Source organism: Rhodococcus sp. ARC_M5 (assembly GCF_022810405.1).
Lineage (GTDB): Bacteria > Actinomycetota > Actinomycetes > Mycobacteriales > Mycobacteriaceae > Rhodococcoides > Rhodococcoides navarretei.
Genome location: NZ_JALGQE010000005.1, coordinates 336,507 through 352,059 on the forward strand (window position 1 = coordinate 336,507; position 15,553 = coordinate 352,059).

11 protein-coding genes are annotated in these 15,553 nt (G+C 66.0%); 9 read left to right on the forward strand and 2 right to left on the reverse strand.

What is annotated here, in order from left to right:
- Positions 1–56: 56 nt before the first annotated feature.
- Positions 57–1,559, forward strand: coding sequence for a DUF4185 domain-containing protein (locus tag MTX34_RS10990; RefSeq protein WP_243609470.1), 1,503 nt, complete (start codon positions 57–59; stop codon positions 1,557–1,559).
- A 50-nt stretch (positions 1,560–1,609) separates the two neighbouring features.
- On the opposite strand, the gene MTX34_RS10995 is transcribed toward MTX34_RS10990, so the two are convergent.
- Entirely contained in the window at positions 1,610–3,076 is a 1,467-nt protein-coding gene (locus tag MTX34_RS10995) for a CCA tRNA nucleotidyltransferase (protein ID WP_243595676.1), read from the reverse strand.
- Between the two features lie 101 nt (positions 3,077–3,177).
- Here MTX34_RS10995 and MTX34_RS11000 point away from each other — a divergent pair, with 101 nt between their 5' ends.
- The 8 genes from MTX34_RS11000 to MTX34_RS11035 all read left to right on the forward strand — a co-directional run bounded on the left by MTX34_RS11000 (position 3,178) and on the right by MTX34_RS11035 (position 14,597).
- Positions 3,178–3,768 carry an NUDIX hydrolase gene (locus MTX34_RS11000; RefSeq protein WP_243595677.1) on the forward strand — a complete coding sequence of 197 codons (591 nt, stop codon included), beginning with the start codon at positions 3,178–3,180 and terminating at the stop codon, positions 3,766–3,768.
- Between the two features lie 2 nt (positions 3,769–3,770).
- The gene (locus MTX34_RS11005; protein WP_374639353.1) at positions 3,771–6,176 is read left to right on the forward strand and encodes a glycoprotein; all 2,406 of its coding nucleotides are present in this window, start codon (positions 3,771–3,773) and stop codon (positions 6,174–6,176) included.
- Complete coding sequence (locus tag MTX34_RS11010; RefSeq protein WP_243609472.1) at positions 6,173–10,312, forward strand: lipid II flippase MurJ; 4,140 nt, start codon at positions 6,173–6,175, stop codon at positions 10,310–10,312. The genes MTX34_RS11005 and MTX34_RS11010 overlap by 4 nt, the downstream gene beginning before the upstream one ends.
- A 99-nt stretch (positions 10,313–10,411) precedes the next feature.
- On the forward strand, positions 10,412–10,993 hold the full coding sequence (sigM, locus tag MTX34_RS11015; RefSeq protein ID WP_243595680.1) for an RNA polymerase sigma factor SigM: 582 nt from the start codon (positions 10,412–10,414) through the stop codon (positions 10,991–10,993).
- Between the two features lie 59 nt (positions 10,994–11,052).
- Positions 11,053–11,784 (forward strand): hypothetical protein, encoded by a 732-nt coding sequence (locus MTX34_RS11020; protein WP_243609473.1) that lies wholly within the window; start codon positions 11,053–11,055, stop codon positions 11,782–11,784.
- A gap of 125 nt (positions 11,785–11,909) precedes the next feature.
- Positions 11,910–12,899: a thioredoxin-disulfide reductase gene (trxB, locus tag MTX34_RS11025; RefSeq protein ID WP_243609474.1), complete on the forward strand. Its 990-nt coding sequence runs from the start codon at positions 11,910–11,912 to the stop codon at positions 12,897–12,899.
- Positions 12,900–12,933: 34 nt separating this feature from the next.
- Positions 12,934–13,266 carry a thioredoxin gene (trxA, locus tag MTX34_RS11030; protein ID WP_008711582.1) on the forward strand — a complete coding sequence of 111 codons (333 nt, stop codon included), beginning with the start codon at positions 12,934–12,936 and terminating at the stop codon, positions 13,264–13,266.
- Between the two features lie 137 nt (positions 13,267–13,403).
- Positions 13,404–14,597, forward strand: a complete 1,194-nt coding sequence (locus MTX34_RS11035) for an N-acetylmuramoyl-L-alanine amidase (RefSeq protein ID WP_243595684.1) — start codon at positions 13,404–13,406, stop codon at positions 14,595–14,597.
- Positions 14,598–14,631: 34 nt separating this feature from the next.
- Here MTX34_RS11035 and MTX34_RS11040 read toward each other — a convergent pair whose 3' ends face one another.
- Positions 14,632–15,312: a GNAT family N-acetyltransferase gene (locus MTX34_RS11040; RefSeq protein WP_243595737.1), complete on the reverse strand. Its 681-nt coding sequence runs from the start codon at positions 15,310–15,312 to the stop codon at positions 14,632–14,634.
- Positions 15,313–15,553: the final 241 nt, after the last annotated feature.

Here is a 15,553-nt window from a genome sequence, read left to right on the forward strand (position 1 = left end):
GGTGTATCTTTCCGTATCGGACCGACAGGTTTCGTCGGAGAGCACGGGGGCACCGCATGTACGGCCGCACGACGTCGATCGGCTGCATCCTCGCAGTTACCGCAGGTACGGCCGTTCTTGCGGCGCCCCCCGCGTTCGCAGCCCCGCCGCCGCCGGTGAACTCCTGTGGCGAAACAGGATTCGACCCCAAGGACTACCCACCCGAGCCCATCGGGCCGGGCAATCCGCCGCAGCTGCCACCGTTGCCGGACCGCGTGGTGATCCCCGTGCCGTATCCGTCGATCGAACTCGTGCCGGTCCCCGACCCGGCCCCGAACAACACCCGCGTGCAGGCGGAACCGCTGACCGACCCATGCGCGGACCCGTGCCCAGATCTCACCGACGACGCCGACTCACCGATATCGGGAACCGGCTCTGCTGACCATCTGCCGTTTCCTCGCATCGAGATCGACCCGCAGGCCGAACCCATTCCCATCCCGATTCCCGGCCCCGGTGGTGCCCCGGGCACCCCGCCGCCCGCTCCCGCCGTCAGCGCGGCGGAGCCGGGCCCGACGACGGTACCGCCGGTGGAACCTGCCGTCGGACACGTCGAGGTCGTCTCACAGCTGACCGGACCGGGATCGGAGAACCGCACCGACAAGCGCTGGCAGGTCGACGGCACCGACCTCGGCATCATGTGGGAGAGCAAGCCCGGCGAGGTCGCCGTTGCGTTCGGCGATTCGTTCGGCAAGGGCTGGGAATTCGGCGTCGTCGGCGGCGACGACTGGCGCTCGAATGTGCTGGGACACAGCACCGACACCGACCTGTCCGACGGCATGACCCTCGATTCGATGGTGCAGGATTCGCGTTGTCACGCAGCCGAACTGCTGCCGTCGCGCAAGATCAAGAACTGGGAGACCACGGTCATTCCCACCTCCGGCTTCGCGATCGACGACCGGCAGTACATGTCCTACATGTCCATTCGGCGCTGGAGCACGATCCCCGGCATGTGGTGGACCAACTACGGCGGCATCGCCTACTCGGACGACAACGGGTCCACCTGGGTGAAGGACGAGCATGCCAAGTGGGACAACCTCTTCGGCTTCTCCAAGTTCCAGGTCTCGACGATGGTCCCGGCGGGGGAGTACGTCCACATGTTCGGCACCGTCAACGGACGCGCCGGGCAGGTCGGGCTCGCCCGCGTCGCGAAGGCGGACGTGCTGAACAAGACCGCCTACCAATACTGGGTGAACGGCACCTGGGCTCCGGTCGGATCGAACGACGCCACCCCCATCGCCGACGGTATGGCCGGGGAACTGTCGGTCCATCACGACGAAGCCCGTGGCCTCTGGCGGATGACGTATCTCGATCCGCTACGCGGCGACATCGTTCTGCGCGAATCGAATTCGCCGCAGGGCCAGTGGACCGCACCGACCACCCTGATCGACACCGCCGAGTACCCCAAGACCTACGGCGGCTTCATCCACCCGTGGTCGACGGCGAACGACCTGTACTTCACCGTCTCGGAGTGGGACAGCTACAACGTGTACCTGGTCAAGGCCGAGCTTCGCTCGTCGTGAGCGGAAGTTCGTAGTGGGCTACGAAGTTTTGTGCACGTGCGCGGGACGCGCTACTGCGTCGGCCACCACTCGAGCAGCGCGGCTTCGGCGTCCTCGCGGGAGAGCGGACCACGATCGAGGCGCAGTTCCTTCAGGAATTTCCAGGCCTTGCCCACGTCGGGTCCGGCCGGAATGTTCAGCAACTCCATGATCGCGTTGCCGTCGAGGTCGGGCCGCACCCGCGCCAGGTCCTCCTGCTCGGCGATGCGGGCGATGCGCTCTTCGAGATCATCGTAGGTGGCCTGCAGAGCCGCAGCTCGACGCTTGTTCCTCGTCGTCGAGTCGGCTCGGACCAGCTTGTGCAGCTTGGGAAGTAGTTCGCCGGCATCGGTGGCGTAGCGGCGCACGGCCGAGTCGGTCCACTGACCCTTGCCGTAGCCGTGGAAACGCAGATGCAGGAACACCAGATGCGAGACGTCCTCGATCATCTTCTTCGAATACTTCAACGCGCGCATACGCTTCCGCACCAGTTTGGCCCCGACGACCTCGTGGTGATGGAAGCTGACCCCGCCGCCCGGCTCGTTTCGTTTGGTATCGGGCTTGCCGATGTCGTGCAGCAGTGCGGCCCAACGCAATACGAGATCGGGGTCGCCGTCCTCGAGATCGATCGCTTGCTTGAGCACGGTCAGCGAGTGCCAGTACACATCCTTGTGCTGGTGATGCTCGTCGATCTCGAGCTTCATGTCCGGGACCTCGGGAATGATGCGCTGGGCCAGCCCCGTCTCGCACATCACGTCGATGCCGTCGATCGGGTAGTCGCCGAGTATCAGCTTGTCCAGCTCGACCTGAATTCGCTCGGCGGTGATGCGGTCGATCTGCTCGGCCATGTCCTCGATGGCTCGGTGCACCCGAGGCATCAGCGTGAATCCGAGCTGGGAGACGAACCGAGCGGCCCGCAGCATGCGCAGTGGATCGTCACCGAACGAGGTTTCCGGTGCCGACGGGGTATCGAGTACGCCCTCGAGCAGAGCGTCCATGCCGCCCAGCGGATCGACGAACTCCTGCCCGCCGTCGGCTCCGAGACGGACCGCCATGGCGTTGACGGTGAAATCGCGTCGAACGAGGTCTTCTTCGAGGCTGTTGCCGTACTGCACCTCGGGATTGCGGGAGACCTGATCGTAGGAATCGGTGCGATAGGTGGTGATCTCGATCGTCTGGCCGTCCTTGGCCGCACTGATGGTTCCGAATGCGATACCGGTGTCCCACTGATGGTCGGCCCAGTCCGCCAGCAGCGACTGAACGTCCTGCGGCCTGGCGTCGGTGGTGAAATCCAGATCGGTTCCGAGTCGACCGAGAACCGCATCGCGCACCGTTCCGCCCACGAGGTACAGCTCGTGCCCGGCCGCGGCGAACAGCGCGCCGAGCGGAGTCAACACCGGGGCGAGTTCACGCAGCGTCACCGCCGCTCCGGCCAGCAACCTCTCCCGCCGGGCATCGGTGTGCTCGTCGGAAACGGAGGACAGGGACTGATCGGCCACGGTGGAAGAGCCTACTGGCGCTGCACCGAACGGATTGTCTCGGCCACTGACCGCGGTGCGGCACGGTCGAAGAGTGCGCAGAGGCAACTAGTATGGATCGGGTGTCTGCTGCCGAACGTGCGAACAGGAGCCGCCGCAACCCGCGGCGGCGTCAGGCACGCGCCGACACCCAAGCACCCAAGCTGCGGACGGTCCGCGAAACCTCGGCGGGCGGCCTGGTGGTCGACGGCCTCGACGGGCCACCGGCCAAGCGCTGCGCAGCCCTCATCGGCCGCACCGACCGTCGCGGACGCCTCCTCTGGTCCCTGCCCAAGGGTCACATCGAACAGGGTGAAACGGCCGAACAGACGGCAATGCGGGAGGTCGCCGAGGAAACCGGCATCCGCGGAACCGTCCTGGCCTCGCTGGGCAGTATCGATTACTGGTTCGTCACCGAGGGCCGACGCGTCCACAAGACCGTCCACCATTACCTGCTCCGATTCCTCGGCGGCGAACTCTCCGACGAGGATCTCGAGGTCACCGAGGTCGCGTGGGTCCCGCTGAACGAACTCCCGTCTCGACTCGCCTACGCCGACGAACGCAAACTCGCCGCCATCGCCACCCGCCTCATCGATGACATGAACACCGACGACACGAACAACGGCGACACGAGCGGCGGCCACTCGACCGCACCCACCCCCGGCGGGAAGTGAGCGTGCGGGTCCGGAAGGTCACTGCCGCCGCATTGACCTCGTTTCTGCTTGCGGTCGCGCCGGCCATCGGCACTGCGGCATTGATCCCCGAGCAACTTCCGAATGCCGCAGCCCAACCCGACGCCTCCGTCGGCGACTCGAGCGCCACCACCAGCGCGGTTCCCGATACTCCGATGACGCAGGCCGGTAACCCGTTCCTCACGCTGAGCATCGAGACCGTTGCGCCCTCCACCGTCACCACCAGCAGCGATCCGTTCGTGACCGTTCGCGCCACGGTGAGAAACACCGGAGACCGACGCGTCGACGACGTCAGTGTGCGCATGCAGGCTGCTACCGCCGTCGACACCACGGCCGGCCTGCGGACCTCGCTGACCCTCGACCAGGACAGCTTCGATCGCGTCGGAGATTTCGTCACGGTCGCCGAGTCCCTGGAGGAGGACGAGAGCCGCCAATTCGACATGTCGATGCAACTGCGCAGCACAACCGAGCCCTCACTGGGAATCGAGGCACCCGGCGTCTACCCGCTGTTGCTCAACGTCAACGGCACGCCCGAATACGGCGGAACCGCACGGCTCGACGACGCCCGCTTTCTCCTCCCGGTCGTCGGACTACCTCGCAACCCCGGCGAACTGGACCCCACCGCTCCCGACGCGATGCCGCTGCCTCCCAACACTCGCAATCCTGTCGCCATGACGGTGCTGTGGCCGCTGGCCGACATCCCTCGTCTGGCTGCCGGAATTCCCGGCTCGGTCGACGAACGCGTTCGGCTGATCGACGACGAACTCGCCGGTGAACTCGCCGATGGCGGACGTCTCGACACCCTGCTCAAAGCCGTCGAATTCGCGACGCAACCGGGCCTGGATCCCGACGGCAAGTTGGCGTCGAGCCTGTGTATCGGCATCGATCCCGATCTACTCGTCACCGTCTCGAACATGACCCGCGGCTACCTCGTCGTCGACAACCCGGCCGATCCCGCAGGCACGACCCGGGAGGGCACGGGAAGCGCAGCGGCAGCTCAATGGCTGTCCCGACTCGAAACGGTCGCGTCGAGCAGCTGCGTGACGGCGATGCCGTTCGCCCAGACCGATCTGGGGGCGGTGGCCGACATCGGCGATTCCACCCTGCTGAACAGCGCCGTGAGCGCCCCGGCAGACATCGTCGACGGCATCCTCGGCATCAGCTCGACCCGAGGTTTCACCTGGAGCACCACCGGTGGGGTCGACGCCGGCACCGCCGATGCCCTGCGATCGGCCGGCACCGACACCGTGCTGGTCGCCGACAACAGCATCAGCCCGCCCACCTCGGCACCCACGTCACTACTGGTGTCGACCGACACCCAGCCGTCGGAAACCCAGCCGACCGAAACCTTGGCCGCCACCCACTACGACTCGGCCACTGCGGCGGCGTTGGCCGGAGTCGGAGACATCCCGTCCACGCCCGCTCTGACCCCTGCCGAGCAACGCTTCGACCTGGCCGCCGACTCGCGCACCGCACGCCTGCAGGACGCGCTCGGAGCCGTCAACTTCCATGCACTCGTCGGGGCGGATCGCCCTGGACGCAGCGTCACCGTCGCGCCCCCGCAGTACTGGACCGCCGGGGGAGACGAGCCGTCGGCCATTCTGTCGACGGTGTCCTCGCTGCTGCGTTCCGGTCTGGCGACGCCGCGCCCACTGGCCGATCTGCTCGCCGAGCCGACCTCCGGACTACCGGTGACCAGCATCGACGCGGCCACCGAGCTCGACGCCGGAACCATCGACCTGGTGCGATCGCAGAGCTCCCGGATAGACACGCTGATGCAATCGCTCGTCGAGGATCCCCAGTCGGCGCTGACCCCGCGCCTGTACACCGCCCCGCTGCGCGAGGACATGCTGCGCGCACTGTCGACGGCGGGTCGCGCCAGCGCCGTCAGCGAGGAGACCGGAGCCATGGCGCGCGATCGACTGACCGCCACCCGCATCGGACTGGACACCATCTACGGCTCGGTGACCGTGCTGGCACCTGGCGGTGTCTACACCCTCGCCTCTGAACAGAGCCCACTGCTCCTCGTCGCGCGCAACGACCTTCCCGTCCCGGTCAACGTGCTGCTTCGAGTCGATGCGCCGCCGGAGATGACGATCAGTGACGTCGGCGTGAACCAACTTCCGGCCCGCGGATCGCGCACCATCACCGTGCCGGCCGAGGTGGACGACACCCGCAACCTGTCCGTCGACTTCTCGGTCACGACCCTCGACGGTTCCCGGCTCGGTGAAGTGTCGACGGTGTCCGTGCGATCGAACGCATACGGCCAGGCGCTGGCCGTCATTACCGCCTGCGCCGGCGCTCTCCTACTGTTACTTGCAGGTCGACGCCTCTGGCATCGATTCAGAGGTCAACCCGACCCGGCCGACGAAGGGTACGAGAGACCATGACAGGCAACGTCCCGTACGACGGCGACCTGCCGCGGTCGCGGATGCCCGCATCGCAGGTGTTCCGACGCACGACGCCACCGCGGTCCGCACCCTGGGAACGGCAGTCGCGGCCGGAGCTGCGGTCGTACCCGGCACCGCCGCCGCTGGACGGTCAGCCCGCCGCCGACGACGCCGTCACCCAGCTCATTCCGCGGTTCCGCGAGGAGGACTACCCGCAGCAACCGTCCGGCACGGTTCCGCCGACGGAGATTCCGCCGAGCGGACCCGAGTCCGCACCGCGACCGGAACCGAAACCGCAGAAGTCACTGCTGGCCGCGTCGGGCTCGATCGCGGTGGCGACCCTGATCAGCCGCATCACCGGCTTCGCCAAGCAAGTAGCCATGACGGCTACCCTCGGCGCGGCGCTGGCCAGTGCATTCACCGTCTCGACGATTCTGCCGAACATGATCTCCGAGCTCGTTCTCGGCGCGGTATTGGGAGCGATCGTCGTTCCGGTGCTGGTGAGGGCGGAGCAGGAGGACGCCGACGGCGGACGGGCGTTCGTACGACGCCTCTTCACCATCGCGGTGGCGCTGCTCGGAACCGTGGCGCTCGCCGCAACGATCGCAGCCCCGCTGTTGGCGCGACTGATGCTCGACGGCGATCCGAAGGTCAACGAGAACCTGACCATCGCGTTCACCTATCTGGTGCTGCCCGCGCTGATGTTCTACGGGCTCTCCGGCCTACTCACGGCCGTGCTCAACACCCGGCAGAACTTCAAGCCCGGTGCCTGGGCACCGGTGTTCAACAACCTGGTCGTGCTCGCCGTCTTCGCCCTGTACCCCTTCGTGCCGGGCGAGATCACCCTGAACACGATCGAAATGAGCAACCCCAAAATTCTCGTTCTCGGCCTCGGCGTCACCGCCGGTGTCATCACCCAGGTCGTGGCGCTGATCCCGGCGCTGCGCCGTGAACGCATCGACCTGCGTCCTCTGTGGGGATTCGACGAGCGCCTGAAGAAGTTCGGCGCGATGGCCGCGGCGATCGTGCTCTACGTCGTCATCAGCCAGATCGGGCTGATCGTGGCCACCAGGATCGCGTCGGGCACCGACGATGCGAGCAACGTGATCTATTCGCAGGCGTGGATCGTGCTGCAGTTGCCCTACGGCATCCTCGGCGTGACGGTTCTGACGGCCATCATGCCCAGGCTCAGCCGCAACGCCGCCAACGGCGACACCCCGTCCGTCGTCGACGATCTCTCGGTCGCCACCCGCCTGACGATGGTCGCACTGGTGCCGATCGTCGTGTTCCTGACGTTCGCGGGGCCGTGGGTGGGCGAGGCGCTGTACGGCTTCGGCCGGTTCGCCGAGGTCGCACCCAGACTCGGCGAAGCCGTCAGCTGGTCGGCGTTCTCCCTCATCCCGTACGCCCTGGTGCTCATTCACCTCCGGGTCTTCTACGCCCGGGAGAAGGCCTGGACGCCGACGTGGATCATCCTCGGCATCACCGCCGTCAAGATCGGGCTGTCTCTGCTCGCCCCGATCGTTGCGTCCGAACCGGATCAGGTGGTGCTGCTCCTCGGAACGGCCACCGGTCTCGGATACACCGTCGGCGCGATCATCGGCGGATATCTGCTGCACAAGAGCCTGGGCAACCTGCGGATGGCCAACGTCGGCAAGACCATCTGGCTGGTCCTCATCGCCTCGCTCGCCGGTGGTGCGGCCATGCTCGCGATCGACCGGATCCTGGGTCTCGACGCCCTGATGAACGGCTGGGTCGGCAACTTCGCCCGCGTCGCGATCGACGCCGTCATCATGCTCGGCATCACGTTCTCGATCCTCTGGTTCGGCAAGATTCCCGAGGTTCTGGCAGTCACCGTGGCCCTGAGCCGGCTCGTTCGCAGATTCCGCGGGGGGACGGCACCACAGGAGGCGGATCTCGCCGCTGCAGAAACGGGCGTGATTCCGGTTATTCGAACCGAGCCCACATGGGACACTGCGCGGGATCGGCTCCCGTACCCTGGTCATCGGCACCCGGGGGCACAAGCCTCCGCAGGTCGACCGTTCGCAGAACGACACGGGGCATATTCGCCTGAAGGAGTAACAGTGACCGACGACGATGTTGCTGGGGGGCCGGCACAGTCTCCAGCAAACGAAGCCGACCGAACGAGCGGCGGAGTCGAAGTCGACACCCAGGACCGCAGCGAACCCGTGAAGACCCCTGCGTCGACATCACCTGCGTCGAAGTCACCGGCACAGAATGCAGCCACGACTCCCGAGCAGGACGACGAGAAGTCGGCCGACAAGGCGACTCCCGCCGAGGCCACCGAGTCCGCTGACAGCAAGCCTGCTCCGAAGCCGGCCGACAAGACGATTTCCATCTCCAAGGCCGCCCTCGCGGCGCGTCCGACCGACAAGACCGTGTCCATCTCGAAGGCGAAACTGCCGGTCGAAGGCCCCATCGAGAAGAAGGGGACGCAGGAGTCCGAGCCCGAGCCGAAGTCCGAGTCGGACGCCGATTCCGAGAAGACCACGGTGACACCCGCGACGGCGACCGACGCATCCAGCGCGGACAAGTCCGCTGCGGCCGCTCCCGCGAGCGTTCCCGGACGCACCCTCCGCGGCCCCACGCTCATTCCCGGTGCCTCGGTTGCGGGCGGACGATACCGACTGCTGACCCCGCACGGTGGCGCGCGCGGGCTCAAATTCTGGCAGGCCCACGACGTCAAACTCGACCGCGAGGTCGCGCTGACATTCGTCGACGCCGATCAACAGTCCACCGCGTCGACCGACGACCGCACGCAGGGACCGCAGGCCATTCTCTCGCGCACGCTTCGTCTGGGTCGGATCAACTCGCCCGGCCTCGCACGTGTGCTCGACGTGGTGCGCGGCAGCTCCGGCGGCATCGTCGTCGCCGAATGGACGCCCGGCCGATCACTGCGCGAAATGGCCGACACCGTCCCTGCCCCCACCGGCGCTGCTCGCGCGATCAAGGTTCTCGCTGCAGCCGCCGAAGCGGCGCACCGCAGCGGTGGTGCACTGTCGATCGACCACCCGGATCGCGTCCGCATCAGCACCAGCGGCAATGCCGTCCTCGCGTTCCCCGCGACACTGGCCGACGCAGACCCCAGCTCGGACGTCCGCGGACTCGGCGCGATGCTCTACGCCCTGATCACCGCCAGGTGGCCGCTGTCCGAGACCACCGGCGGTGCCGTCGTATCCGGCGATGCAGCTCCGGCCCGCAGCGTCGGCGGTATGCGTCCGGCCGACCGTGACGACAAGGGTGCGCCGCTCGAACCGCGGCAGATCCGTCCGGACGTGCCGTTCGAGATCTCCGCCGTCGCAGTGCGGGCGCTGGAACAGAACAGCGGAATCCGCACCGCTGCCACCGTGCAGCACGTCCTCGATCAAGCAGCCGTCGTCAACGACAAGACCGATCTGATGCCGGCTCTACGGCTGGGCCAGCGGGCACCCGGTGCCAGTGGGCACTCGCTCGCAGATCCCGAGGAAATTGCCGCCGAGAAGGCCAAGTCGATGCGCACCAACATCGCCATCGCGGTACTCGGTGCCCTGACGGTGATCGTTCTCGCGTTCGCCGGCTTCTGGCTGTTCACCTCGATTGCCGGTAACGACACCGACACCCCCCTCGACAGCCAGGAATTCGGCCTGACGACTCCGGCCGAGGCACCGCCCGCGGCCGATCCCGCGGCACCCCCGGCTCCGACCGGTGGACCGGTGGCGATGAACGACGTCGGTGTGTTCTCCCCCCAGGGTTCCGCCGACAACCCGGGCACCGCCTCCAACGTCATCGACAACGACCCCGGTACCGAGTGGACGACCGACTCGTACTTCCAGCAGTTCCCGGCTCTGAAGAACGGCGTCGGGCTGCTCGTGTCCATCCCGTCGTCGACACTGCAGAATGCGTGGATCGAATCGACGTCTCCGGGAACCGTCGTCGAGATCAGGTCGGCCCCCAGCGACTCTCCCAGCCTCAGCGACACCACGCTGCTCGGTGAAGCCACCCTGCAGAACGGTAGAACCGACATCCCTCTCACCGATGCGGAGCCCACCGGAAACGTGCTTGTCTGGATCACGACGCTGTCGGAGCAGGGCGGCCGGATCGCGTCATCGATCTCCGAGATCGGTTTCGACTCCTGAATCCAACTTTCGGTAGCTGAAACGGGTTCGTTTCGTACTTCACGGTCTCGATGGCCTAGGCTCCCCCCAATGCGTTAACACGGGGGGAGCCGTTTTCGTATGACTGAACGTGCCGATTCGGTGCCGGGGGGGCGCACGGATGCGGAACTTCTCGCTGCCCACGCGGCCGGGGAGCCGAACGCCTTCGCCACGCTGATCTACCGACACCACGAACATCTGTGGCTGACGGCCCGCCGCACCAGCTACACGCCGGAGGACGCCTCCGATGCTCTGCAGGAGGCGTTGCTCTCTGCGCACCGCACGGCCGGGTCGTTTCGCGCCGACGCCGCCGTCCGCAGCTGGTTGCACAAGATCGTCGTCAACGCGTGCCTCGACCGGATCCGCCGAAACAAGGCACGGCCCTCGGTTCCTCTGAGCGAGAACGAAAGTCACGAGCCGGTGTCGCCGAGGGACCGAATCTCGGAGACGGAGACGAGCATTCTCGTTCGACAGGCTCTGATGACCTTGCCGCCGGATCAGCGCGCGGCCGTCGTCATCGTGGACATGGAGGGCTACTCGGTGGCCGACGCTGCCGAATTGCTCGGCGTTCCCACCGGTACCGTCAAGAGTCGATGCGCCCGCGGCCGACTCAAACTGTCGACGCAGCTCGCCTACTTGAAAGACGCGGGGAACCGAATCTAGACCCCTCGCGTCTATATCGTGTGAGAGAGAAAGCAGATTCGGCGAAGGGAGGCAGGAACGTGTCGTCGAGCACCGACTCGCTACCCGATGCCCCGTTCTCGCCGGAGCTGCTGGCCGAGCTGCATGCGGACGCGCTTCCCGAGGACGTCAGCGAACGTCTGTGGCCGCTGGTTCGACTCGACGAGGAATCGATGCGCGTACTTGCCGGTCTCGACGCGGTGTCGGCCCGACTGCACGAGATGGGCGAGGATCCGAACGGAACGTTGGCAATTCCGGCCGAGGTCGCTCGGCAGATCGATCGCACGATTCACACGGTCGAACAGTCGACGCCCCCGGTGGGCGTCGTCGTCCCACTCCGTCCGCGACGGCACCGTACGGTACTCCGAATCGCCGCTGCGGCAACACTTCTCGCGGCCGGATCGCTCGCGGCCGTAACGGTCTGGCACACCCCCGAGGAACCCGAGTCGATCGCTGCCGACCCGTCACCGGGTCCGGATTCCGCTCTGGTTCTCGATTCCGCCGATCTCGATTCCGGTGTCGCATTCGGCATCATCGGCAAGCGCGATCCCGGCGCACTGGCCGATCCGGTCGATCTCGCGGCCTGTCTGCGGTCCAACGATGTGGATCCGGCCACCACCGTTCTGGGATCGAGTCAGGTACGGGTCGACGGCCGAGACGGCACTCTGCTGGTCCTCGCCGGAGCGCAGCCCGCACAGTTCATCGCCCTCGCCGTGGGCAACGAGTGTGGCGTGGCCAACCCCGATGTCCTGACGCGCCGCGATATCGGCTGACACATCTCTCACCGGGGAACAACTGCCTCTAGGGTGGTGTTGATCAGATGTACGTCGACCGTCGTGTGCACTGTGCACTCGGGTGTCGACGGCCGTACACGCCGCACAAGATCGGAAGGTCTGCATTGAGTACCCCCAAGGTTCACGATCTCATCATCGTCGGCTCCGGACCGGCCGGTTACACCGCAGGCGTCTACGCCGCACGCGCAGAACTGGAACCGATCCTGTTCGAGGGAACGCAGTTCGGCGGCGCGCTGATGACGACCACCGAGGTCGAGAACTTCCCCGGCTTCCGCGAGGGCATCATGGGCCCCGATCTGATGGAGCAGATGCGCGAGCAGGCCGGCCGATTCGGTGCCGACATCCGCACCGAGGACGTCGAGGAGCTGGACCTGACGGGTCCGATCAAGACGGCCTCCGCAGGCGGTGAGACCTACCGCGCACGCGCGATCATTCTCGCCATGGGCGCAGCAGCTCGCTACCTGTCCATCCCGGGCGAGGAGAAGTTGCTCGGCCGCGGCGTCAGCGCCTGCGCCACCTGCGACGGATTCTTCTTCCGCGATCAGGACATCGCCGTCATCGGTGGTGGCGATTCCGCCATGGAGGAAGCGACCTTCCTCACCCGTTTCGCGCGCAGCGTCACCATCGTGCACCGCCGCAGCGAGTTCCGGGCGTCGCGCATCATGCTCGAGCGCGCCAAGAACAACGACAAGATTCGCTTCCTCACCGACACCAAGGTGCTCGAGGTCCTCGGCGACACCAGCGTCACCGGGATTGCACTCGAGCACGCCGTGACCGGCGAGAAGACGACCCTGGACGTGACCGGGATGTTCGTGGCGATCGGCCACGATCCCCGCAACGAACTGGTCAAGGGCCAGGTCGAGCTGGACGACGGCGGCTACGTCAAGGTCGCCTCGCCGTCCTCGGCCACCTCCATCGAGGGCGTGTTCGCTGCCGGCGACCTCGTCGACCACGTGTATCAGCAGGCCATCACCGCTGCGGGTACGGGTTGCACCGCCTCGATCGACGCCGAGCGCTGGTTGGCCGAGCAAGGCGACATCACCAGCAACACGCTCGAGCACGCCGACCAGCCGGTCGACGCCGTCAACGCCTGACCACCACCGAGTTTCACACATCGAGGAGATACACATGTCCGACGACAAGAGCACAGTCACCATCACCGACGCATCGTTCGTCGACGATGTGCTGACCAGCGAAAAGCCCGTTCTGGTCGACTTCTGGGCCACCTGGTGCGGCCCGTGCAAGATGGTCGCTCCGGTCCTCGAGGAGATCGCGGCCGAGCACAAGGACAAGCTCACCATCGCCAAGCTCGATATCGACGCCAACCCGCAGGCTGCGCGCGACTTCAAGGTCATGTCGATTCCGACGCTCATCCTCTTCCAGGGTGGCAAGCCGGTCAAGCAGATCGTCGGTGCCAAGGGCAAGGCCGCACTGCTCAAGGACCTCGAAGGCGTTATCTGACTCACCCTCGATTGGTGTGGATTGCCGAAGAAGCGCGTCTTTCTGCGACAATCATCTGATGTGCCGATGCTTGGCGTCGGCACATCAGTGCACCGAACCGCGGTAGCCGTCAGGACGATCGAGAGGGTCTTTCCAGCATGCAGGAGCTCAGTCACGGCGATTCCGGACCCGCCGTCGCCGAGGTCCGCGGCACTCTCTCGGCTCTCGGTTTCCTCCACGAGGCCGTGGTCCCGCCCGGCCCGATGGACGACGGCCACTGGACGGCTCCGGGCTCCGTGTTCGACCGAGCTCTCGACGGTGCTGTTCGCGCCTTCCAGCAACACCGCGGCCTCCTGGTCGACGGCGTCGTCGGCCCGGCTACCTACCGCGCGCTGAAAGAAGCGTCGTACCGCCTCGGCGCGCGAACCCTCATCTACCAGTTGTCTGCTCCGCTGTACGGCGATGATGTCGCCTCTCTGCAGACGCGATTGCAGGATCTCGGTTTCTACAGCGAGCGCGTCGACGGCTTCTTCGGTCCTCGTACGCACGAGGGCCTGTCCTCGTTCCAGCGTGAGATCGGCTTGTCGCCTGACGGCATCTGTGGGCCCGCCACCCTGCGTTCGCTCGATCTTCTCGGCACGCGGGTCACGGGCGGCTCCCCGCACGCCATGAGCGAGGAAGAACTCGTCCGCAAGTCCGGACCACAGCTGACCGGCAAGCGCATCGTCATCGATCCCGATCTGGGTGGAGCCGACACCGGCCGTATCGTCGACGGTCCGCTGGGCCGAGTGTCGGAGTCGGAGATTCTGTGGGACCTGGCCAGTCGCCTCGAAGGCCGCATGGCTGCGACCGGAATGGAGACCTTCCTTTCTCGTGCGCGCGGCACCAATCCTTCTGTCGCCGATCGCGCGGAGACGGCCAACGCCTGGGGCGCCGATCTGATGATCTCGTTGCGATGCGCGTCGAGCACCAGTCCGGTGGCCAACGGCGTCGCAAGTTTCCACTTCGGCAATTCGCACGGTTCGACGTCCATGATCGGCCAGGTACTGACCAGTTATGTGCAGCGTGAAATCGTAGCTCGCACACCGCTTCTCGATTGCCGCAGCCACGGCCGGACGTGGGATCTGTTGCGGCTGACCAACATGCCGACCATACAGATCGACCTCGGCTACCTCACCAACGAATCCGACGTCGATGTTCTCAGCGACCCTCGGTACCGCGACATCATCGCCGAGGCAATTCTGATCGCCGTGAAGCGGCTGTACCTGCTGGGTCAGGACGATCAGCCGACCGGAACGTTCACGTTCGCCGAACTTCTGGCCGAAGAGCTCGCCGCAGCCGATCGTCCCTGACCTCGACCCGGTCGACGCGTACGACCGAGTTCTGTCAGCGCGCTCCGACCGTCGACTTCTGCTCGATGTCGACGACGGAGATACTGGCTGCGATCAGCAGTTGTTCGAGCGCCGATTCGACGTCCTGCTTCCATCCGTGATCGCGATCGAGCTCCAGCCTCAGTCTCGGGAATCTGTGATGGGGAGCGATCACCTCGAAGCCGACCTTCTCGAGGAAGTCCGCTTCGATCATGCACGTCGAAGCCGAACACGTCAGCTGTGCGGTGGCGTTCGGAACCACCGACGCAGCATCGTCGGCGTTGCGCCGAATACCGAACGCCTCGAGTGCTCGGACTCCACGATTGACGAGATCACCGACCACTGCCTGAATCAACGTGGCCGAGTGTAGGTCGGCGTCGTCCGGTGAATCGATCCTCAGTTGGGTCAACAGAACGGCGTCGTGGCTGACCGGAGATGTCGGGAACGTCGTTGCGCGAGGGACTGCGCGGGGTGGGCAGTAGAGGGCGCATCCGATCGTGGTGCCGTCGACGGACAGCAACTGCCCACACGACCCCCATTCGAGCATGATGGTCGACAGCCACACTTCGTTCTCGAATTCGAGGTCGACCGAGGAACTCTCCGACGCGGGATCGAGAACCCAGAAGCTGCACCGCCGCGAATGCGTCGGCAAGTGCTCGAACGAACCGAGCGTCACTCCGGTCACCATCGCCGACACCACTTACCTCAGCCTTCGTGCTCTCGTTCTCCGCGAGAATTCTCGATCGGAGCCGATCCGCTCCTCGACCAGGATGTCACACGGGTCGTTCCGCAGGCTACAGTCCTGCGATGCGATCACCTGTCCCGTCGGGTGGAGCCGATCATTCAAATGTGTTGCATCACAATATTTTTCGGTCGAATTGCGAGTTTTCGGGACTGTCTTCGACCGAGCTACGTCACAGTGACGTTTCGACCGCGTA

Bases quoted from the DNA above. Each gene is read 5' to 3' on its own strand.
- MTX34_RS11010 (WP_243609472.1), top strand. From the start codon at position 6,173: ATGACAGGCAACGTCCCGTACGACGGCGACCTGCCGCGGTCGCGGATG.
- trxA (WP_008711582.1), top strand. From the start codon at position 12,934: ATGTCCGACGACAAGAGCACAGTCACCATCACCGACGCATCGTTCGTC.
- MTX34_RS11035 (WP_243595684.1), top strand. From the start codon at position 13,404: ATGCAGGAGCTCAGTCACGGCGATTCCGGACCCGCCGTCGCCGAGGTC.
- MTX34_RS10990 (WP_243609470.1), top strand. From the start codon at position 57: ATGTACGGCCGCACGACGTCGATCGGCTGCATCCTCGCAGTTACCGCA.
- sigM (WP_243595680.1), top strand. From the start codon at position 10,412: ATGACTGAACGTGCCGATTCGGTGCCGGGGGGGCGCACGGATGCGGAA.